This window comes from Rhodococcus sp. 27YEA6, from assembly GCF_044908235.1.
In the GTDB taxonomy this organism is placed as follows: domain Bacteria; phylum Actinomycetota; class Actinomycetes; order Mycobacteriales; family Mycobacteriaceae; genus Rhodococcus_F; species Rhodococcus_F qingshengii.
Genome location: NZ_JBIYCY010000011.1, coordinates 78,781 through 100,488, shown reverse-complemented (window position 1 = coordinate 100,488; position 21,708 = coordinate 78,781). Strand labels below are relative to the sequence as shown.

The 21,708-nt window shown below is 61.6% G+C and carries 21 protein-coding genes; 12 read left to right on the top strand and 9 right to left on the bottom strand.

Annotated elements, in window-relative coordinates; genetic code table 11:
* Positions 1-245: 245 nt before the first annotated feature.
* From ABH939_RS24125 to ABH939_RS24110, 4 genes are all read left to right on the top strand, one after another.
* On the top strand, positions 246-1,253 hold the full coding sequence (locus tag ABH939_RS24125) for a diiron oxygenase (protein ID WP_003943163.1): 1,008 nt from the start codon (positions 246-248) through the stop codon (positions 1,251-1,253).
* Positions 1,254-1,286: 33 nt separating this feature from the next.
* On the top strand, positions 1,287-3,014 hold the full coding sequence (locus tag ABH939_RS24120) for an FAD-dependent oxidoreductase (RefSeq protein ID WP_404650261.1): 1,728 nt from the start codon (positions 1,287-1,289) through the stop codon (positions 3,012-3,014).
* Positions 3,015-3,226: 212 nt separating this feature from the next.
* Entirely contained in the window at positions 3,227-3,700 is a 474-nt protein-coding gene (locus tag ABH939_RS24115) for a Zn-ribbon domain-containing OB-fold protein (protein ID WP_007730419.1), read from the top strand.
* On the top strand, positions 3,697-4,887 hold the full coding sequence (locus ABH939_RS24110) for a lipid-transfer protein (RefSeq protein WP_020909545.1): 1,191 nt from the start codon (positions 3,697-3,699) through the stop codon (positions 4,885-4,887). Before ABH939_RS24115 ends, ABH939_RS24110 begins: the two co-directional genes overlap by 4 nt.
* A gap of 30 nt (positions 4,888-4,917) precedes the next feature.
* On the opposite strand, the gene ABH939_RS24105 is transcribed toward ABH939_RS24110, so the two are convergent.
* Positions 4,918-5,724, bottom strand: coding sequence for an alpha/beta fold hydrolase (locus ABH939_RS24105; protein WP_007730412.1), 807 nt, complete (start codon positions 5,722-5,724; stop codon positions 4,918-4,920).
* Between the two features lie 99 nt (positions 5,725-5,823).
* On the opposite strand from ABH939_RS24105, the gene ABH939_RS24100 reads away from it, so the two are divergent.
* Positions 5,824-6,840, top strand: coding sequence for a helix-turn-helix domain-containing protein (locus ABH939_RS24100; RefSeq protein WP_404650260.1), 1,017 nt, complete (start codon positions 5,824-5,826; stop codon positions 6,838-6,840).
* Here the strand turns inward: ABH939_RS24100 and ABH939_RS24095 are convergent.
* Positions 6,825-7,532 (bottom strand): ankyrin repeat domain-containing protein, encoded by a 708-nt coding sequence (locus ABH939_RS24095; RefSeq protein ID WP_404650259.1) that lies wholly within the window; start codon positions 7,530-7,532, stop codon positions 6,825-6,827. The genes ABH939_RS24100 and ABH939_RS24095 overlap by 16 nt on opposite strands.
* A 50-nt stretch (positions 7,533-7,582) precedes the next feature.
* The gene (locus ABH939_RS24090; protein WP_047272293.1) at positions 7,583-8,293 is read right to left on the bottom strand and encodes a FadR/GntR family transcriptional regulator; all 711 of its coding nucleotides are present in this window, start codon (positions 8,291-8,293) and stop codon (positions 7,583-7,585) included.
* 216 nt (positions 8,294-8,509) lie between these two features.
* Between ABH939_RS24090 and ABH939_RS24085 the strand changes: the two genes are divergently transcribed.
* The 5 genes from ABH939_RS24085 (at position 8,510) to ABH939_RS24065 (ending at position 16,083) form a co-directional block, all read left to right on the top strand.
* Positions 8,510-9,949, top strand: coding sequence for an aspartate ammonia-lyase (locus tag ABH939_RS24085; RefSeq protein WP_058038379.1), 1,440 nt, complete (start codon positions 8,510-8,512; stop codon positions 9,947-9,949).
* Positions 9,949-11,394: an amino acid permease gene (locus tag ABH939_RS24080; protein WP_030536152.1), complete on the top strand. Its 1,446-nt coding sequence runs from the start codon at positions 9,949-9,951 to the stop codon at positions 11,392-11,394. The genes ABH939_RS24085 and ABH939_RS24080 overlap by 1 nt, the downstream gene beginning before the upstream one ends.
* 15 nt (positions 11,395-11,409) lie before the next feature.
* Complete coding sequence (locus ABH939_RS24075; protein ID WP_064687891.1) at positions 11,410-12,372, top strand: asparaginase; 963 nt, start codon at positions 11,410-11,412, stop codon at positions 12,370-12,372.
* A gap of 175 nt (positions 12,373-12,547) precedes the next feature.
* Positions 12,548-15,247, top strand: coding sequence for a LuxR C-terminal-related transcriptional regulator (locus ABH939_RS24070; RefSeq protein WP_064687892.1), 2,700 nt, complete (start codon positions 12,548-12,550; stop codon positions 15,245-15,247).
* A 14-nt stretch (positions 15,248-15,261) separates the two neighbouring features.
* On the top strand, positions 15,262-16,083 hold the full coding sequence (locus ABH939_RS24065) for a hypothetical protein (protein ID WP_003942972.1): 822 nt from the start codon (positions 15,262-15,264) through the stop codon (positions 16,081-16,083).
* Here the strand turns inward: ABH939_RS24065 and ABH939_RS24060 are convergent.
* From ABH939_RS24060 to ABH939_RS24050, 3 genes are read right to left on the bottom strand one after another with little or no spacing between them, the layout of a single operon-like run.
* On the bottom strand, positions 16,075-17,775 hold the full coding sequence (locus ABH939_RS24060; protein ID WP_328599546.1) for a SulP family inorganic anion transporter: 1,701 nt from the start codon (positions 17,773-17,775) through the stop codon (positions 16,075-16,077). The genes ABH939_RS24065 and ABH939_RS24060 overlap by 9 nt on opposite strands.
* Positions 17,772-18,485 carry a GAP family protein gene (locus ABH939_RS24055; RefSeq protein WP_058226844.1) on the bottom strand — a complete coding sequence of 238 codons (714 nt, stop codon included), beginning with the start codon at positions 18,483-18,485 and terminating at the stop codon, positions 17,772-17,774. Before ABH939_RS24055 ends, ABH939_RS24060 begins: the two co-directional genes overlap by 4 nt.
* 15 nt (positions 18,486-18,500) lie before the next feature.
* Complete coding sequence (locus tag ABH939_RS24050) at positions 18,501-19,160, bottom strand: GAP family protein (RefSeq protein ID WP_007730384.1); 660 nt, start codon at positions 19,158-19,160, stop codon at positions 18,501-18,503.
* Positions 19,161-19,418: 258 nt separating this feature from the next.
* On the opposite strand from ABH939_RS24050, the gene ABH939_RS24045 reads away from it, so the two are divergent.
* Complete coding sequence (locus ABH939_RS24045) at positions 19,419-19,631, top strand: hypothetical protein (protein WP_003943015.1); 213 nt, start codon at positions 19,419-19,421, stop codon at positions 19,629-19,631.
* Between the two features lie 95 nt (positions 19,632-19,726).
* Here ABH939_RS24045 and ABH939_RS24040 read toward each other — a convergent pair whose 3' ends face one another.
* On the bottom strand, positions 19,727-20,143 hold the full coding sequence (locus ABH939_RS24040) for a hypothetical protein (protein WP_003943077.1): 417 nt from the start codon (positions 20,141-20,143) through the stop codon (positions 19,727-19,729).
* Between the two features lie 275 nt (positions 20,144-20,418).
* On the opposite strand from ABH939_RS24040, the gene ABH939_RS24035 reads away from it, so the two are divergent.
* Positions 20,419-20,571: a hypothetical protein gene (locus tag ABH939_RS24035; protein WP_007730382.1), complete on the top strand. Its 153-nt coding sequence runs from the start codon at positions 20,419-20,421 to the stop codon at positions 20,569-20,571.
* Positions 20,572-20,625: 54 nt separating this feature from the next.
* On the opposite strand, the gene ABH939_RS24030 is transcribed toward ABH939_RS24035, so the two are convergent.
* Both ABH939_RS24030 and ABH939_RS24025 read right to left on the bottom strand, forming a co-directional pair.
* Positions 20,626-21,297: a cation transporter gene (locus tag ABH939_RS24030; protein WP_285181634.1), complete on the bottom strand. Its 672-nt coding sequence runs from the start codon at positions 21,295-21,297 to the stop codon at positions 20,626-20,628.
* Positions 21,297-21,641 (bottom strand): helix-turn-helix transcriptional regulator, encoded by a 345-nt coding sequence (locus tag ABH939_RS24025; RefSeq protein WP_007730375.1) that lies wholly within the window; start codon positions 21,639-21,641, stop codon positions 21,297-21,299. Before ABH939_RS24025 ends, ABH939_RS24030 begins: the two co-directional genes overlap by 1 nt.
* Positions 21,642-21,708 lie beyond the last annotated feature (67 nt).

Below are 21,708 nucleotides of genomic sequence, written 5' to 3'. Positions count from 1 at the left end.
GGTGCGAACCCGTCCCTGAACAGCCCACTTCGGACGCACCGCGGAAATTACTCAAAAGTAAGTTATGGCGCCGTTTCGGCCGTGTCAAGAATTCGTCGGGATTCAGGAGTATCTGCCACTAGCTTTTCCTGATACCTCGGGTTACATTAAATCCAGACCGAGTGCCAGCGATCACACAACCGGCCCTCGATTCCACCGAACACCGCGAGAAATACCAGCGGTGACCGAAACGAAGAGGAGACGCCATGACGCTCACATCGCCGCTCGACAAGCGCGGAGAAGCATCCGACGACTCGTACAACGAGACGCTTCGACTCCTGTCCGAGGGCTCGGTGCACAAGCACTTCGACCCGTACCTCGACATCGACTGGGACTCCCCCGAGTTTGCCGTCGTCCCGAACGATCGCCGCTGGATCCTCCCGGCCGAGACTGACCCGCTGGGTGCACACCCGTGGTACCAGTCGCAGTCCGAGGCCAGGCAGATCGAAATCGGCATGTGGCGCCAGGCCAATGTCGCGAAGGTCGGTCTCCAGTTCGAGAACATTCTGATCCGCGGCATGATGCAGTACGTCTTCTCACTACCCAACGATTCGGCCGAGGCGCGCTACTGCACGCACGAGTCGGTCGAAGAGTGCAACCACACGATGATGTTCCAGGAGATGGTCAACCGCATCGGTGCCGACGCTCCCGGGATGAGCCGTCCGATGAAGATGCTTGCACCCTTCATCCCCCTCGCTGCGGGTCCGTTCCCCGAACTGTTCTTCGTCGGTGTCCTCGCCGGTGAAGAGCCGATCGACCACATTCAGAAGAGCATCCTGCGCGCCGGCGGCCAGATCCACCCGATCATGCAGTCGGTCATGGCCATCCACGTAGCCGAGGAAGCGCGTCATATCTCGTTCGCGCACAAGCTTCTGAGCCGTCGCATCCCGCTGATGTCACGCCCGAACCGGTTCGTCCTCTCGCTGCTGTTCCCGATCGTCATGCGCATTCTCTGTGACGCCATCGTCATCCCGCCGAAGTCCTTCTGGAAGCAGTTCGACATCCCGAAGTCCGTGAAGAAGGACCTGTTCTGGGATCTGCCCGAGTCGCGCCAGACCCTGCGCAACTACTTCGGTGACGTCCGCATGCTGGCCACCGACACCGGTCTGATGAACCGTGCCTCGCGCCTGGTGTGGAAGGCCTGCAAGATGGACGGCCGCGCATCACGCTTCCGTAGCGAACCTCACCGCAGCTCGCACAACGCCGCCGCGTAGCTCCCGGACAGTCGAGATCGGACTCATAGCGCCATGCCACACGTAGTCACGCAGTCCTGTTGCAGCGACGCCTCGTGCGTCTACGCCTGCCCGGTCAACTGCATCCATCCGACGCCGGACGAGCCGGACTTCCTCACCGCCGAGATGCTGCACATCGATCCGCAGGCCTGCGTCGACTGTGGCGCATGCGTCTCGGCCTGCCCGGTCGACGCCATCGTCCCCGAGTCGAAGCTGACCGACCCGCAGCGAGTCTTCCTGTCCATCAATGCGGACTTCTACAAGGAAGAGCGACCCAGGCCGCTTCTCGCCAAGGTCATCCCGGCAGCCCACGTCGACAAGGGCCGACCGCCGTTGCGCGTTGCGATCGTCGGTTCCGGACCGTCGGCGATGTACGCCGCGGACGAGTTGCTGACTCAGCCTGACGTGCAGGTCAACGTCTTCGATCGCCTTCCTGTGCCTTACGGCTTGGTTCGCGCCGGCGTTGCTCCGGACCATCAGAAGACCAAGCAGGTCACTCGCTTGTTCGACAAGATCGCCGCACAAAAGGGTTTCGAGTTCTACCTCAACGTCGAGATCGGCAAGCACATCTCGCACAGCGAACTGCTCGAAAATCACCATGCGGTGCTCTACGCAGTCGGCGCTTCGTCCGACCGTGGTCTCGGCATTCCGGGCGCTGATCTGCCTGGCACGGCCTCGGCCACCGACTTCGTAGCCTGGTACAACGGCCACCCCGATCACGCCGACGACGTCTTCGACCTCTCACATCGCCGCGCGGTCATCATCGGAAACGGAAATGTCGCGCTCGACGTCGCTCGCATTCTGACGGCCGATCCCGAGAAGTTGGCCGGTACCGACATCTCCGCTCACGCACTCGCCGCTCTGCGGAAGAGTCGCGTCGAAGAAGTTGTCATCGTGGGTCGACGCGGAATCGCGCAGTCCGCGTTCACGGTCCCCGAGTTCACCAGCCTGATGGCACTGCCGGACATCGAACTCTCTGTCGGACCCGACGACATGGTTCTCGACTCGGCCACCGAAGAACTGGCAAAACGCGGCGAACTCCCGCATGCCGTCGAGCAGAAGTTGCGTCTCCTCGAAGCCCTGAAGAACCGCGATCACGTCGACGTCGGCAACAAGCGCATCACGTTGCGCTACCTGCTCACGCCGACCTCGATCACCGGCGACGATCAGGTCAGCGGAATCGAGTTCGCTCGCAACGCTCTTGTCGACGCAAACGGAACCGTGCAGATCGAAGCAACCGGCGATACTGAGACCATCGATACCGGCTTGGTCCTCACCTCGATCGGCTACCGCGGAGTGCCCATCCCCGGCGTCCCGTTCGACGAGCGTGCGTCGGTCATTCCGAACGAGAACGGCCGAGTCCTCGAAGCTCCGAACGGTGATCCCGCCACCGGGGTCTACGCGACCGGTTGGATCAAGCGCGGACCGAGTGGGTTCATCGGCACCAACAAGTCCTGCGCGCAGGAAACGATCAGGATGCTCGTCGACGACTTCAACGACGGACGCCTGACCAACCCGGTCGCCGACGACTCCGCAGTCGATCGTCTGGTCCGGGCGCGACAGTCCGACGTCGTCGACCGCGAGGGCTGGCATGCCATCGACAAGGCGGAACTGGAACGCGGCGCTGCGCACGACCGTGTCCGCGAAAAGGTTCTGGATCAGGTCGAGATCACCTCCATCCTCGACGCTGCGGCCCGGGTGAAACCGACGCGTCGATTCGGTCGACCCGTTCGCGCTCGCTGATCCGCTACAGGTAAACAGCTACTTTCACGCACACGGCCCCGCCTGCAGACTCGTCTGCCCGGCGGGGCCGTCTGCGTTCCGGCAGCGTCCCACTCAGCGAAAATTTTTGCCCGTCAGCGGCCGAAATCGTGTAATACTGCAACCTGTTCCAGTAAGCGGCACAGCGGGCCCACGATCCCCCGGATCAGGCTCGCCAACCAGATGAGGATTGCATGAGCGAGACTGCAACGCCGGCGCCGAACGGGAGTGTGACGCCTGCAGTAGAGGGTTGGTTCACCACCGGCGACGAACCTGCTCTGATCGGCACGAAGTGCCAATCCTGCGGCACCATTTCCTTCCCTCGTGAGGCGACGTTCTGCAAGAACCCGAGCTGCTTCAGCGAGGAGTTCGACGACGTGGAACTCTCCCGCCGCGGCACTGTCTGGTCGTACACCGACGCGCAGTACCAGCCCCCGCCGCCGTACATCCCGCGCTCGGATCCGTACGAGCCTTTTGCTCTCGCAGCAGTCGAACTGCCCGAGGGCATCGTCATCCTCGGCCAGGTGGCCGACGGATTCGGCGTCGACGATCTCAAGGTCGGCAATACCGTCGAATTGGTTGTCGAGCCGCTGTACACGGACGAAACCGGAGTACGTACGACGTGGCGCTGGAAGCCTGTCGCCGCCGATCAGGAGTTGCAGTCATGAGCAAGGACGTCGCAGTACTCGGTGTCGGTATGCACCCCTGGGGCAAGTGGGGGCAGTCGTTCGTGAAATACGGCGTTGCGGCCGCTCGCGCCGCGCTCGCCGATTCGGGTGTGAATTGGCAGGATGTCGACTTCATCGTCGGCGGCGAGACCGTCCGCAACGGGTACGGCGGATACGTCGCCGGAGCCACCTTCGCCCAGGCACTCGGCTGGAACGGCGCTCGCGTCGCCACGTCGTACGCCGCGTGTGCGACGGGAGCCCAGGCACTCGACACCGCTCGCGCACGAATCCTGGCCGGCCTCAGCGAAGTTGCCCTGGTCGTCGGCGCCGACACCACGCCGAAGGGCTTCCTCGCTCCCGTCGCCGGTGAGCGTTGGGACGACCCGGACTGGCTGCGCTTCCGCCTCATGGGTATGACCAACCCGGCGTACTTCGCGCTCAACGCGCGTCGTCGCATCGACCTCTACGGCGCCACCGCGGAGGATTTCGCCAACGTGAAGGTCAAGAACGCCAAGCACGGACTCAATAATCCGAATGCGCGCTACCGCAAGGAAGTCACCGTCGAGAACGTGTTGGCCTCCCCCGTGGTGTCCAATCCCCTTCACCTGCTCGACATCTGCGCGACGTCCGACGGCGGCGCCGCAATCTTGCTGACGTCGATGGAATACGCCCGCAAGATGGGCATCGCGGAACCTGTTCGCATCAAGGCTATTTCGACGGTCACGCCGACGTTCCCCCAGACGATCATGGACATGCCGAACTTCTCCACCGATTCCAGCTCCGCCGTTCCCGCTCCGGAGCGCACGTTCAAGGAATCCATCGGCTACGCCGCATACGAGGAAGCCGGGATCTCTCCCGAGGACGTCGACGTCGCCGAAGTCTACGACCTCGCTACCTCCGTGGAACTGGACTGGATCGAAGACCTTGCCCTCTGCAAGCGGGGCGAGGCCGAGCACCTCCTGCGTGCGGGTGACACCAGTATCGGAGGCCGCATCCCGGTCAATCCGTCCGGTGGTCTCGCGTGCTTCGGCGAAGCCGTTCCCGCACAGGCACTTGCGCAGGTGTGCGAGCTCACCTGGCAGCTGCGCGGACAAGCCGAAGGCCGTCAGGTCGAAGGCGCCCGCATCGGTATCACCGCCAACCAAGGTCTGTTCGGACACGGCTCCTCGGTAATCGTTTCCGCCTGACCCTGTTCTACTTTCGTGGCGGTCGCACACTCACCCGTGAGCGGCCGCCACGATCACGTCTGCCACTGCCCCTGGCTGTGAGACCAGCGAGGCATGGGAGGTCGGGAGTTCGCTGGTGTTCGCGCCCATCCGGTTTGCCATGAACCGCTGCGCCGATGCGGGGATCACGCGATCCTCACCGGCAACCAGATACCAGCTCGGTGTGTTCGCCCACGACGGTGGCCCGCCGAGCTCGAGGTTCGCCCACAAAGCCGCAGACTTCTGATGCGCCAACATCGTTGCCGCTGTCTCGTCGGAAACATCCTGAGCGAAGACGGAATGGAAATACTCGTCCGTGACGTAGCCGTCGACGTTCTTCCCGCCGATCGCGTGAGGATCGTCGACGATCTTCAATCCCAGAGCCGGAGGAAGCAATTGGCTGCCAGGAAACCTGATGGGATCGATCGTGATCTGCACCGGCTCACCCTGAACCGGAGCAAACGCAGCGATGTACACCAACGACTGCACCTTCGGGTCGTGAACATTGGTGATCACCGCGCCGCCGTACGAGTGACCGACGAGCACGACAGGTCCGTCGATGTCCGCAACCGTCTTCTCGATCACGGACGCGTCGTAAGCGGGCCCGCGTAGAGGATTGTCCGGCGCCACGACGCGATAGCCACGCGAGCGTAGGTCGGCGGCAACGCCGTCCCAACTGGTCGCGTCGGCAAAAGCGCCGTGGACGAGAACGACGGTTGGCTTGGGGCTCGCCACCGCAGCGCCGGAGCCGAAGATCACTCCAGCCGCGACTGTCATGAGTAACGCCAGAACTGCGGTGAATACACGTGAGATCTTCATGCGTTTCCTTCACTCTCGTCGAAAAGCGAGAAACTGCGGTAGGCCGGGACACGCCCGTTTCGATCCTAGAAATACCTGCTGCGACGGACGTGACTGTCCGTGCAGACTTTTGAGCTCACACTGCACAACTTCTGGTTGAGCGTCCGCATCGCGGGGTATCAGGGCTGCATGGCTTTGCTCCTGGATACTTCCGTGTTGGAGCCTGACCAACGCGCGGACGCCTTTGTCGACGCGATGGGTCGTGCCTCGGTCCCGTGTGCAATCCACTTGGAGAACCCGGAACGGGTGAGCGCGAGAATGAACGTGTGGAACCTCGGTGCAGCATCACTGTTCCGCTCCGAGTCGACCGGTATGCGGTTGACCCGAACACCACGTCACGTCCGGTCCGCGTCGATGCCCGTCCTTGCGATTGCCCTGCAGGAGATCGGGATCGGCCATCTAGATCAGCACGACGAACAACGCAGAGTGCCCGCCGGTGAGCTGTTGATGACGGACCTGACGTCGACCTACGATTTCTCCTGGCCGGGAACGGGCGCTTCCCAGTGCCTCTACGTTCCGATGGATCGGCTGGGACTGCCGATCGACACCGTGCGGGACGCAGCTACCCGGCCTCATCACAGCAATCTGTACCCCGTGATGATCGCGCACGTTCGTGAATTGTTCCGCAGCGCCGCTCTGTTGGAGACCGATCCTGCCGCCGAACAATTGGGCGAGGCCTCGATCGAACTCGCACGTGCTTTGGTCGCTTCGATCGCACATGCGAATCCTGACGCATCCGCTCCGAGATCGGCCCTTGCCATGACTTCGATCCGTCGATACATCCGTGAACACCTTCACGATCCGACACTGAATCCCGCACGAATTGCTCACGCCCACAACATCTCACTGCGACAGCTGTACAAGATCTGCTCGGACAACGGCTTTCGGATCGAACAGTGGATCATCACCCAGCGCCTGCAGAAGGCTCGAAACGAACTGGCTCGACCCGCTACCGTCGATCTGCCGATCGCGACCGTTGCGCACCGGGCGGGGTTTGTCGACGCCGGACACTTCAGCCGACGCTTTCGACAGGCCTACGGGCTGAGCCCGACTCGTTGGCGTCAGCTCCGCGATTGAAGCAGCGCCACAACGTCTGACTGACCACGACTTTCGGCATTGTCCAACGCGGTCTTCCCCGATGCATCCCGGATCGAGGGATCTGCCCCCGCGTCGAGAAGCTGAGTGATCACGTCGATATAGCGCGCCGAACCATCGCCGTACACAACGGCTTCGAGTAGCGCCGTCCACCCGGGATCGTTGACGTGATTGACCGGAACCCCGGCAGCAATCAGCATCCGGACGGTCTCGACATGCGCGTGTTCACTCGCGGGAATCAGCGCCGTACCGCCGTAACGGTTCACGCTGTCGACGTCCGCGCCGTGGGCGAGCGTGAGCGCCAGAATCTCGTTCAAACCCTCGGCTCCGGAATACAGGAAGGCCGAATCCTGCATGGAATCCTTCGCGTTCACGTCTGCTCCGGCAAGAATCAACGTAGAAGCCGCGGCGACGGCGTTGTTCTTGGTGGCCTCGACGAGTGGAGTCCGTTCGCCCTCGCCGCGAGCTTCGATGTTCGCGCCCGAAGCCAGGGCCGCGGTGATCGCTGCCGGATCATTGCGGTCCACCGCATCGAAGAGTGCCCGTTCGGATTCCGGCGTCGATGGCGGCTTTACGCCCGTAATCGATACAGCTGCCGTTGTCGTCGCTGACGCGGCGATCGTCGACGTCACCGGGGTGTCGGACGAACTGCAGCCGGCCAACGCCCCGGTCACTGATACCGCGAGGATAACGCAGACGAGGACAGACCTACCCGGAAGCGCCGTCACAGCGGATTACTTTCTTGGACAAGAGTTTCAAGCGTCATCCTGACGGCGTCCAGATGTTCGGCCATCGCCCTGGAGGCGTGGTCGTAACTGCCGGATGCGATTCCTTCGACTATTCGTTCGTGTTCCTCGTTCGACCTTTCCTGGCGACCGGCAACAAGATTGAGTGTCTCGGACTGCCTTGTCAACGCTTCACGAATATCGACGATTACCGACTCGAAGACCCGATTCCTACTGGCTTTCGCGATCAGTCCGTGGAACTGCGCATCGAGTGCGACCCATACGAGCGGATCATCCTCGTCACGCATCTGCTGGACCAGTCCGCGGAGGGCCGTCAACTCCTCCCCGGTGTGCCGTTGCGCAGCCCATCCTGCGGCCGGAATTTCGACATGAGGCCGTGCTTCGACCAATTCGTTGGCCGCGTAACTGCCGAAATCGAGGTCTCGCGCTATCGAATCGCTGACGACGAAGGTGCCGAGCCCGGATTTCGTCTCGGTGAGCCCGAGGGCATGGCACGAGCGCAGGGCTTCACGGATGACCGATCGACTGACCCCGTGTCTTTCGGCCAGGGACGCCTCGGACGGGAGACGCTCTCCGACTGCCAGTTCGCCGGAGGTTATTGCGGCACGGAGGTCGGCGAGAACCGCCTCGGCAGCACTCACCCGCGAGGCGACGGGTCGCCTGGTGGCCCAGCTGTCTGACAGGTTCATGCCGTCATTGTTGCGACTGCCGAAGACCCGCGTCAAACATCGCACCTGATGAAGGGTTGACGTGCCGGAGTGAGCGAGGTAACAATTACACCTGTCAGACAGCCTGATAGCCCGATAGCTGGGCGGGACTACTACTCGACCGTCAGCGCTGCGATCCCGAAATACACCCACCGCGCAGAGTGATGCTTGCGCGAAGAGACACGAGGAATTGATCAAGTGCTCGAAACGCGAACAGAACACGATCTGCTCGGCGATCGCGAGGTTCCAGCCGATTCGTACTGGGGTATCCACACCTTGCGCGCAATGGAGAACTTCCCGATCACTGGTCGAACAATCTCCACGAACCCGCATCTGATCCGCGGCATCGCTTACGTCAAGTGGGCCGCAGCCAGCGCAAACGAAAAGCTGGGCATCCTCGACCGCCCGCGCGCGGAGGCCATCTCACAGGCATGCAAGGAGATCGTGGACGGGCGGTGGCACGAACAGTTCGTGGTGGACGTCATCCAGGGTGGCGCCGGCACGTCGACGAACATGAATGCGAACGAGGTCATCGCCAATCGCGCGTTGGAAATCCTCGGCCACCAGCGCGGCGACTACGAACGGCTTCACCCTAATGAACACGTGAACCTGAGCCAATCGACCAACGACGTCTACCCCACGGCCGTGAATATCTCGACGATCTTCGCGATCGATGACCTGCTGGATGCACTTCTTACACTCCAGAACGCATTCACGACCAAATCTCTTCAGTTCGCCGACACAGTGAAGATGGGACGCACCCAACTGCAGGACGCCGTGCCGATGACTCTGGGTCAGGAGTTCGGGACCTACGCGGTCATGATCGAGGAGGATCGGGCGCGTCTGGCTGAGGCCGCTCTTCTCGTTCACGAGATCAACCTCGGCGCGACTGCTATCGGTACTGGCCTCAACGCACCCGCCGGCTACGCCGAGGTGGCCTGTTCCGACCTGGGCGCACTGACCGGACTGCCGCTGGTGTTGGCAACGGATCTGGTCGAAGCGACCCAAGACGTGGGCCAGTTCGTCCACCTCTCCGGCGTCCTCAAGCGGGTCGCTGTGAAGTTGTCCAAGGTGTGCAACGATCTCCGACTGCTCTCTTCGGGCCCGCGAGCCGGATTGAACGAGATCAATCTTCCACCGGTGCAGGCAGGTTCGTCGATCATGCCGGGCAAGGTCAATCCTGTCATTCCCGAAGTCCTCAATCAGGTCGCGTACGAAGTCATCGGCAACGACGTGACGATCACGATGGCTGCGGAATCCGGTCAGCTCCAACTCAACGCTTTCGAGCCGATCATCGTGCACTCACTGTCCGAAGGAATGCGACACCTCGGTGCGGCTTGCCGCATTTTGGCGGACCGGTGCGTACTCGGCATCACGGCTAACACCGAACTGCTGCGCGCCCGAGTCGAAGACTCCATCGGCCTCGTCACCGCGCTCAACCCCTACATCGGATATACCGCGTCCACTCGGATCGCCCAGGAGGCGTTGATTTCCGGGCGTCGCGTCGCCGATCTCGTAATCGAAGCCGGCCTGCTCGACCGCGAGGAACTCGATCGGTTGCTCAGCCCCGAACATCTCGCCAATCTCCGCGTTTCGGGGGAGAAGCCTCATGCCACCGCTGTTGCGGAGGAGGTTTGATGACCGTCGAACGGGAAGAGACAGGCCGCGCCGAAGTTGCCACTGAGGAGGATCTCGGATATCAGAAGGCGCTCGGCCCCAGACAAATTCAGATGATCGCGATCGGTGGCGCGATCGGAACCGGCCTTTTCATGGGGGCGGGAGGGCGACTGCAACAGGCGGGCCCGGCCTTGGTTCTCGTGTACGCGCTGTGCGGATTCTTCGCGTTCCTGATCCTGAGGGCGCTCGGCGAACTGGTGATGCACCGACCGACTTCCGGATCCTTCGTTTCCTACGCACGCGAATTCTTCGGCGAAAAGATGGCTTTCGCTGCGGGCTGGTTGTACTGGATGAACTGGGCAATGACTGCCGTGGTCGACGTCACGGCTGTGGCGTTGTACATGAACTTCTTCAAAAAGTACTGGGCGCCACTGGGACACATCGATCAGTGGATGTTCGCTCTGATCGCGGTGTTGCTGGTTCTCGGACTGAATCTCGTGTCCGTGAAAGTCTTCGGAGAGTTGGAGTTCTGGTTCGCGTTGATCAAGGTCGTGGCCTTGACCGCATTCCTCGGGTTCGGTGTCTATTTCGTACTCTTCGGCACGCCCATCGAAGGGCATTCCTCCGGATTCAGCCTGATCGCCGACAACGGTGGGCTGTTCCCCAACGGAATACTGCCGGCAGTCGTGGTGATTCAGGGCGTCGTGTTCGCCTACGCTTCAATTGAACTCGTGGGGACCACGGCTGGAGAGACCGAAAATCCCCGGAAGGTGATACCCAAGGCGATCAACACAGTGATCATTCGGATCCTCGTCTTCTACGTGGGGTCGGTCCTGCTGCTCTCACTGTTGCTCCCGTACACCGAATACCACGCCGGTGAAAGTCCATTCGTCACATTCTTCGGTTCGATCAACATCCAAGGCGCAGATGCGATCATGAATCTGGTCGTTCTCACGGCGGCGTTGTCTTCCCTCAATGCCGGATTGTATTCGACCGGACGAATACTCCATTCGATGGCGACGGCCGGTTCGGCGCCTGCCTTCGCTGCCAGAATGAACAAAGCCGGAGTGCCGTACGGGGGAATCGCACTCACCGGCGTGGTCATCCTGTTCGGCGTCGGGCTCAATGCTGTTGTCCCAGCGCAGGCCTTCGAAATAGTCCTCAATCTTGCGGCACTGGGCATCATCAGTGCATGGGCGGTAATTGTGCTGTGCCAGTTGAGGCTCTGGCAACTTGCGAAACAAGGCAAAGTCACTCGCCCTGCCTTCCGCATATTCGGCGCACCGTACACCGGGATCGCGACACTGGTCTTTCTTGCGGTCGTTATCGTGTTGATGGCATTCGACAACCCTGTTGGAACGTGGACCGTCGGATCCATCGCGATCATCGCACCGCTCTTGATGATTGGTTGGTACGCCGCCAGGAATCGTATTCGCGAGTTGGCCATCCACCACCCCGCAGCTTGACGTGAAAGGACCACAGTGTCGAAAGTCGCAGTTGTCACTACCGGTGGCACCATCGCCAGCACCCGGGATGCGCATGGAATCAGCCGGCCCGCAATCACCGGTGCAGATCTGGTCGGCAACGAGCAGACCGACATCGAGCTTCGAGTCGTCGACGTGATGTCGAAGGACAGCTCGAGCATGACCTTCGCGGACATGGATCGTGTTCGCGACGCCGTAGCCGATCAATTGAAAGATCCCGGACTCGACTCGGTGGTCGTGCTTCACGGCACCGACACGATGGAGGAAACTGCGTTCTTGTTGGACCTGCACCACGACGACCAACGCCCGGTGGTCTTCACCGGCGCGCAGCGCACTTTCGACCATCCCGAATCCGACGCTCGTTCGAATCTCGCCGCGGCGATCTCAGCCGGACTGGACATCTCGTCACACGGGCGTGGTGTCCTCATCGCCTTCGGCGGTTCGGTCCATCCAGCCGCAGGTACGCGAAAGTCCGATACAACGGCACTCGATGCCTTCCGCCGCGTGCACATCGATCCGCTCCTGCTGCGCACGCCAGAACCATTGCCGTGGCATCCGATTTCGGATACCCGCGTCGACATCATCGCCGTGTATCCCGGGGCAGACCGCGTACAGATCGACGCCTGCGTGCACGCCGGGGCGCAGGGACTTGTTCTCGACGGACTCGGTTCGGGAAATGCCAATCCGACGATAGTCGAGGCCGTACGAGACTGCGTAGGCGCTCACATTCCGGTAGCCGTGACAACTCGGGTGCCCTCGGGGCCAATCTCCCCGCTTTACGGTGGCGGTGGTGGCGGGCACGACTTGATCGCCGCAGGCGCTGTATTTTCCACCGATCTTCGAGCCGGGCAGGCACGTGTACTTCTGGCAGCCTTGTTGTCAGATCCGGATCTCGTGGGCCTGGAAAAGGTATTCGACCGCTATTCGAGGTTTGCTCGCACCCCGCCGTTCGGGCGGTAGAACTGGCGACACCATTCATTGTTCGAAATTCACTCCACTAAATCAGGGACTTTGGTCCGAATTTTCGACTTGGACGCTTATTTGGTGTCCGAATTGGGTAGTTTCACATCATCTAACTCGTTCAAAATTTCGATCCAGCGGTCACGTCCAGTGCAGCCAGTCGAACAGGAGTCGGATGAGCAGCCCATTTCGTGATGCCGCTGCAGTAACGCTCGACGCGTCTCACCGCGTCGGGCAAGCGCACGTGCCAGGCGCCGCACTCAACGGTCGTTTTCACCCGCCAACTGCCGTGAAAGGACTGGTCGCGCGTCCGCGCCTGCACCGCAAACTCACCGCATCCACTGCCACCAAAGGCTCAGGCCCCGGGCCTGTCGGGTTGCTCTCGGCTCCGGCCGGTGCGGGGAAGACCCTACTTCTGGCCGATTGGGCTCGCGAATATTCTCGAGCCTCCCCTGATGTTGCGCTGGCCTGGCTGACGTTGGCCGAGCGCGACAACAACGTGTCGATACTGTGTGAATCCCTCGCCGAGGCGATCGCGACCTCCGTCGATGCGGCCGGCCAGAGGCTCCCCGTGCAGACCGGATCCAGGCCGCCCGTCGAGCAGTGGCTCGCGCACTTTGCGGAAACCCTCGAAACGCACGAGCGCCGAACAACGTTGATCCTCGACGACGTTCACACCCTCCACGATCCGATGTCGATCGGTCTCCTCGATCGGATACTCACACAGACCCCGGGCAACCTGTCGATTATCGTTGCCGCCCGCTACGAACCACCGCTCACGTGGCATCGTCTGGCTCTCGACGGCCGACTCACCCGCTTTGCATCCACCGATCTCGCTTTCGATCGCTCCGAGATCACCGCGATATTCGGCGAGTACGACATCACGCTGCGCGACGACGAACTCGCAATCGTCGAGAACTTCACCAAGGGGTGGGGCGCCGTCGTTCGCCTGACCGCCGCGTTTCTGGCCGGCCGCAGTGACATCGGCGATGCACTGGACGAGTTCACGCACACACCCCGCCCGATCGCCGACTTTCTCGTCGACGAGGTACTGACGTCCTTGCCCGAACATGTCACCTCGTTCATGTTGCGAACATCGGTAGTCGATTCTTTCTCCGCCCAACTGGCGGAAACTCTGACGGACTCGAACGCTCTATCCGAGATCGACTCGCTGATTCAGTTCAACTTCCCCGTGACCCGTACCGATTCCGCCGACCACACAACGTGGTTCAGCTATCACCCTCTCTTGCGCGAGCACCTTCGGGCAGAGTTCCGTCGCGTCGATCACGTCGAGAGAAACCGCGTACACCTGCGAGCAGCAAGCTGGTTCGAAAGCAATCACTTCGAACTCGAGGCGCTCGAACTCGAGGTGTCGATCGGAGACCCACACCGCATTCTCGCGTTTCTCGAACGCTGCGGGCTGGGCCTCGTACTCGACGGGCACTGCGGGGACGTCGTGCGAGTCCTGGAATCGGTGTCGACGCAGGTTTCGGAATCCCCGATCACCCGACTAGTGCTGGCGGCGGCCGCCCTCCACTCCGGTGACGTGACCTCGGCGACCACGTGCCTCGATCTTCTCGAGGCAACTCATCCACCGATTGCAGAAGATCCATTGTTCCTGGCGATGAGCCTGGAAATCTCCTGCGTTACGGCGACTTCCGACAACGAGCCGCTGGCGGCACGTCTGGAGCGGCGTCAGAAAAGCACCCACTCCGACATCGAAGCCTACGCACACATGGAATTGGCGACGGCACACTTACTGCGACGTGAGTTCGACAGGGCGACTGTCGAATACACTCAAGCCGTCGCACTCGGGACAATACGGGGCAGGGCGCGATTCGTCTTGAAGTCGCTGACCGGACTGGGCTACGTAGCTTCTCTCAGCGGAGACATCGGGGCGATGAGGGCTCACTCCGTCTACGCTCTCGACTACGCGGTCGAACATCGCATCACGACGACTGCGGAGTACGAGTTGTCCGCGTCGGTGGCCGCCTTTGCCACATATCTCTGCGCTTCGAGCGAACTCCCGTACCGCATCCCGACAATCGGAAACTACCGGAGCACAGACGTTCTCGGCGCCAGCGCGCCGGTGTTCGGGTGGCACTCCGTCGTAACCTTCGGCCTTCACAGTCTCGACGGCTCGACCGACCGACGCTCGACCGCCGCCGATGTCCGCGACGCGATGCTCAGCGCGATCGAATTACGCACCTTCGCGTTCGCGACCTTGGCTCTTCTACCACCCGTCGTCCACGCATGCCTTTCCGTCGGCGAGGTGGAATGGGCAGCGAGACTCGTGCGTGACGCAGCCGATCAATTCGGAGAAACGTCGGAGATACATCTCGCACGGGGTGCCGTCGCCTTCTCGTCCAACAAGTTCGCGGAAGCACTCGTCGAAGTTTCCGAAGCTCTCGGGTCCTCCGAAATCCCGTTGCTCGCACATCACGTCTACGCCTGGACACTTGAAGCCGGGATCCACGCTGCAACAGGTCACGAGCGCAAGTCGTTTCGCTCCCTCCACAAAGCGCTGCGCGCCGCGGAAGCCGGTAGCCTGCTACGCCCCTTCCTCGACTACGGCGCATCCCTGCGGCCGGTGTTCGACGAGTTCAGTGGACATTTCGGCGATCAGGAAGCATTTGCCGAACAGGTACGTAGCCGCATTCGCCCACAAGAATTGGTGAGTGCACCTATCCTCACGCCAGGCGAATACACCGTGCTCCGTGAACTGGCTTCCGGAGACACCACCGAGTCCATTGCCGACACGCTGTTCCTTTCCGTCAACACCATCAAGACGCATCTTCGCGGGATCTATCGCAAGTTGGAAGTGAGCAACCGACGCGACGCGCTCAAGGCTGCGCGACGCGGCGGACTCATCTGAGCAAGACTGCTTCCATGCCCCCGAAGCTGTATTCCGATACGCGCGATCGATTGACCGTGTGGGCGAGACGTACACCCAGTCGACGGTTGGCGACTGATGCAACCATCGGGGTCTTCGAAGTCGGGCTCGTGGACAGCGCCATGACTTTGGCGGCCCAGGCCTTTACGTCATTGCTCCCGGTCATGATTGCAGCGTCGACCTTGGAGAAGCTGAAGCCGTTGGCTGATGCCGCCAAAGACGACCTCGGCGTCCAACTCCCCGACACCGTATTGACCAGTACCTCTACCGCGGCAGCGTTCGGGATTGTCGGCTTGCTCATGCTGCTGATCAGTTCCACCTCCTACGCTCGCGCTCTCGGCCGGATGTACGGACGGATCTGGAGCGTGCCGACGGCGACACTCCGTCAGGCGTGGCGGTGGTTCGCGGTAGTGTGCGTCGTGGCCGCGTCGGTGGTCGGTGCGGCCCTGTGCCGTGAACTGAATGGTGTTCCGGGAGTAGGCAGAGTCCTGGAATTCACAGCGGTCTACGTCGTGTGGGCACTCGTGTGGACAGCCGTGCCCATGCTGCTGACGGCCAATCGCATGACCACTCGAATGTGCGTCGGGTCGGGATTGCTCACCGCGACGGGCCTGACCGGACTGCACGTGGCCGGCACTCTTTTCCTCCCCCGAATGACAAAGACGTCGCAGGACGAGTTCGGTCTTCTGGGCGTGATGTTCACCGTCATCGGCTGGCTGTTCATCTTCTCGGCCATCGTGGTTGTCGCGTCGTCGATCGTCGGATCAGTGGCCAAAGATTCCGGTCCCCTGGGAATCTGGCTACGGACATCACGCTGAGGTGTTGTCTCGACCTGCAAGCGCTTGCGAGACGGTCGGATAGACGTCGACCTTCAGCGCGCCCTGGTCGGCACCGGACAGAACGTCGCGGAACTGCCCGATGTCGCGTGCCACTCGGAAGCTCACATTCCTGCGTGCCAACGAATCTCGAAGCTGAGCCAACATCTGCGCAGCGCTGACGTCGATGAACGGTGACGTCTCGGCGTCGAGAACGACCATGGTGGTGCCGGCGGTCACCAGACCGGTGATCTGATCACGCACGTGATCGGCATTGGCGAAGAACATCCCCGCTTCGACCCTGACCACTACGACGCCGTCGAGTGTCTTCAGATCAGGATGCCCACTGATGTCGACCCAGCGCGTGCCGTCCTTGGCCAGAGCGGCCACGTGCGGTTTGGAGACTCGATACAGGAGCAGCAACATCGAGACGGCGATTCCGATGATCAGCCCGGGCAACGTGTCGAAGAGGAGAACCCCGAACATCGCCGCGATCGCCGCCGCGAAATCGGCCCGGGCAGCGTGCCCGTAGATACTGCCCAACCTCTTCGTCCACACCCGGTACAGCGCTGCGAGAGAGGAGAAATCGACCAGTTCGATCACTGCTGCGATGACCACAGCCGAGAGCGTCGCCTCTGGCAACTTCTCGAACAGGCCAGTGAGAAACAGCAGTGTCACCAGCGTCAGTGCCGCGACCACCAGTCCGCTGACCTGAGATTTGGCGCCCGCTCCTCCGTTGACGGCGGTCTTCGACAGGCTGCCGTTGACCACCATTCCCGAGCAGAGACCCGATCCGAGATTGGCCGCACCCAGTCCTGCCAGTTCACGATTGGCGTCGATGGTGTAGCCGGCCTTGGCCGCGTATGTCTTTGCAGCGCCAAGACCTTCGGCGAAACCGATGAGCAGAACGCCGACCGCCGGTCCGACCAGGTCGAGGTAGTCCTCAGCTCCCACACCACTCGGCAGACCCATCGACGGCAGGCCCGAGTCGATGTGTCCGACAATGTCGATGCCACGATCGTCGAGGCCGAACAATGCTACTGCGGTAATGCCCAGCAGAACGACGAGGAGCGAACCCGGTACGAGCGGAAGCCATCGCTTGACGCCCAGGACCATTGCCAGGCTGAGCAATCCGATGATCACGGTCGGTAGGTCGACCTCACCCAGTTCCTTCACCACTGTCCACGTCTGGACGAAGAAGTTTCCCTCACCCTTGTCCACGCCCAGGAGTTTGGGTACTTGACCGATGATGATCGTGAGCGCCAGACCGACGATGAATCCCTTGAGAACCGGCTCGGAGATGAAGGACGCGATGAATCCGAGGCGCATGAATCCTGCGAGCAGTCCGACGAGCCCGGTCACGATCGCCAATGCCGCCGACAGCGCGATGAATCGGCCGTCGTTTCCTGAAGCCAATGGCGCGATCATCGCCGCGGACAACGCTGCGGTCGCCGACATCGGCCCGACGATCAGATGGCGCGAACTGCCGGCTGCTGCGTACAGAATCAATGACGGAACCGCAGCATAAAGCCCGACCACCGGCGGAACTCCGGCGATGGTGGCGTACGCGAGCGCTTCCGGAACAAGGACAGCCCACACCGTAAGGCCCGCAATGATGTCGGGGCGAAGCCAAGCGCGTTGATAGTCGGACAACGATCCGAAGACCCACCAGGTCCGCGTGTGCGGAGCACTCATAGTCCTTGCACCCCTTTACTGATCTGCATCGCCGCGATCAGGACGAGGAGCCCGACGTTCAGCAAGTGCGTGTTGGTGGCTATCCAGGTGCGGATCTTCAGCAGCGGTTCGGTTGCCTCGTCCTTCTTGATCAGCAGGAGGGCAACAGGTACCGCGACCGAGGTCACGGACACCAGCGAGAAGATCACGGCCGAGACGATCTGCGACGTCGGTGCCACAGTGCTGAGACGAAGGTTCATCGCTGCTGCGATGGCACACGACATGTCGATGGGGTTGAGAACGAACAGCGCGAAACCGAGCACACCGGATCGCATTGGTTGGAAGTGCTCAACCGATTGCAGCATCTTCGGCAGCTGAGGGGCCGCAGCCACAACGTCGCCAGGGACAACTGCAGCCGCCATCGCCTGAACCCCGCGACGACTGCGTGAGTAGACGAACCAGGCACCCGCCAGCAGAGTTGCCCCGAGAACGAGATGGATGATGGGCACCCACAGCGGAGGGTGTGTGCGCTGATGAACCTGGAGTGCGGTCAAGATGACGTACGAACCGGCCAGCGCGACAACTATTCCGAGATACCACCCGATCAGGTACGCAATGCTGTTGATACGCGCTCGTTCGGAAAACAGTACGGCCACAACGGCGACAACCGCCAGCGGGCTCATGATGATCCCGAGCGCCAGCGGGATCTGTTGCAGTAGCAGCGATCCCATAACTACCTCCAGTTGTCAGAGACCGCCGATGCCCTTGCCGATGAGAACAACACCGATAACCAGGATCAACACACTCATCACCGTGGCGTTGTTTTCCTGCAACCACACCTTCAGCTTGGCCAGCGGACCACGCAGTCGCTCCGCGGCAACGAGGTAGCCGATCACGGGCACGCACACTGTGCAGGCCGCGATGATCGTGAAAACCAGAATGGCGACAACAACTTCTCCGGAGCCCAATGACGCGGATCCGATCGAGATTCCGGCCGCGATACACATCATCAGATTCTTCGGATTGATCGCAGCCAGAGCGAAGCCCAAGCCGAGGCCTTTGACAGCGGTCATGTCATCGATGGCGTGCATCCACTTCGGGGTTTCGTGCTCGCCTCCGCGTCCGCGCCATTGCTTGACTCCGAACGCAAGAAGCAATACACCCAACGCCAGCTTGATCCACGACACTGTCGCTGACGGATCACCTTCGGAGTCACCGAGCTTGCTGGACAGAAGCACGAAGATCACGGTGGCGACGACGATTCCGAGTATCCAGCCCAGCGCGAACCCGACGCTCGTGCTGCCGGCACGCTTGGACAACAACATCAAGATTGCCGCGATGATCGGGATCGGCGATACCGCAACGCCGACCGCGAGGGGTAACAGATCCCCGATGACAGATCCCATGCCGACCTCTTCTCTCTCCCGGTCGACACTAGGGGTGGCGACTCTGCGGAGCCTCACACAAAAGGGATGAACGGACCCGCGACGACATTCACCCGTAGGGGATGACGCCCCGAGCGCGTACGCGAGTAAGACTGGATCTCACGGATGCGGAGTCCTGGATCGGGCAGCGACGCCGATTGCACTTGACGACATGCGATTTCGAGGCTCGGAGCGCTGCCTTCTCGAACCTCATGGCCCTACGAAATGGAGCGGATACTGATGAATGCTCCCACTCGGTATCAATTCCTCATCGACGGCGAAGTGTCGGACCGCGTCAAGGCCGCATTTCCTGAACTCAGTGTCGCCAGTGCCGCCGGCGGGTTCACCAGTTTGTACGGACCCGTCGCGGACCACACGGCTATGCGGAGCATCATGGCCCGTCTCGATTCCCTCGGCCTGACCGTCGCCGAAATGCGTCGACTCCCAGACTGATCCGAGCCACACCCTGTCGAAATGTCCCACGCACGAGCGATGGTCCCGACCGAGTCGACTCGGTCGGGACCAACTGCTCTCGGGTTGTTCGGTGCCTAGACTCTGTCCCTGTCCCAGGTCGCGACCGCCCAGATCACAACGACATCGAGCGCGATGACCAGGATCGACCACAGTGGGTAATACGGCATCCACAAGAAGTTGGCGATGATCGAGAGCGACGCAATGACGATTGCCGCCGCCCTGGCCCACACTGCACCGGTGAAGAGGCCGAGGGCCACCACGATCCCGATGATGCCCAAGATGATGTGGATCCAACCCCACGTCGTGATGTCGAACTTGTACGTGTAGTTGATACCCACGACAAACAGATTGTTGTCGGCAACGGCCGCGATGCCCTGAAGCAGAGCGACAATGCCTGCGGTGAGCAGCAGGATTGCTGCTGCAAACGTCGTACCTACCGCGAAACCCTGCCGGACAGGGTGATTCGCGGGTTCCCGCGGTGGAGCAGTCATCAGCGTTCCTTTCGACAGAATGCACTTCCCTTACTCAGTCTCGAGGGGCTGGAAGGCGAAAACATCACCCGTCGCGGATGAACCGCAGGTCACCGACCCGTACCCGTTTGCCGGGATCGCAAACCAGGCCTGACACCCTTTTCCTCGACTGAACACAGGCTGTGGCGTACTTGTGGGGGTGTTCACTCAGCTGAACCTGTGCCCACTCAGCAGTAGTCGCACTCGTCATCGCTCTCCGACACGTCTTCGACGTTCAGCCGGGTGGGTGGACGCGGATGCATGACCGCTTCACGGTTACGGCCCCCTTCGGGGCGCTCGGACACCTGGCACTGAGGTTGGCTGTCGGCCCGTATCTGCGGCGCCTTCTCGAGCAACGCGCCGCGCACATCAAGGGCCGCGCAGAAGTCGGCACGCCTTTCATCGAGTGAACACCCGCTCTGACGCACCGCAGGGGGTGCTCACTCGACAAAACCTGTGTTCACTCAGCAGCAGTCGCACTCGTCACCGCTCTCGGGCGCAGCCACAACCGGGCAGCACGGATCACCCTTCCACGCGTTGATGCCTTCCTTCACCGCGATGACGGCGATGACCAGTGCAGCAATCGGATCCGCCCACGACCAGCCGAGCAGCGAGTTGAGCAGCAAACCGACCAACAAGACAGCAGAGAGGTAAGTGCAGAGCAGCGTCTGCTTCGAATCCGCGACCGCCGACAGCGAACCCAACTCCCGACCGGCTCGGCGTTGCGCATAGGACAGGGCCGGCATGATCGCCAAACTCACCGCAGCCAAGAGTATTCCGACGCTCGTGTGCCGAGCTTCACCCAGACCGAACAGCGACCGAATCGCGTCGAACGAGACGTACGCAGCGAGCCCGAAGAACGAGAATGCGATCACTCGCAGTGCCGTCTTCTCACGGCTCGTCGGATCCGGCGCCGAGAACTGCCAGGCAACAGCTGCCGCCGAGGACACTTCGATCACCGAATCAAGGCCGAAACCGAACAGTGCTGCGGACGACACCCGTGTGCCCTCCGCCAGCGCGATGATCGCTTCGACGACGTTGTAGCTGATCGTGATCGCCACGAAGATGCGAATTCTTCTCGACAAGAGCGCACGCCGGTCAGTCGAGAGCCCGACACCGTCAACGGGCGCAACCATCAGCAGCACCCCTCTGATTCGCTGTCCGGGCAGTACGACGGATCCACCGCGAGTACGACCCCGAGCAGGTCGTCGAGGGCCCGACCGATATGTACATCGGCGAGTTCGTATCTGGTCCGGCGCCCTTCCGGGACGGCCACCACCAAGCCGCAACCGCGCAGGCACGCCAGATGGTTGGACAGCTTCTGCCTGGTCACAGCCAGCGTTTCAGCGAGGTCGGACGGATACCGCGGTGCGGTCTTCAGTTCGAGCAGTATCCGTGTCCGAGTCTCGTCGGACAGTGCATGCCCGAACCTCGCAAGCACCGCCACGTTGGTCACCACATCTACGCCCTCGATATCCATACGTGCGACAGTACATCGAAAACTGGATTCAGAAAACGATGAACTCCGATGGTTCAAGATCCCACCA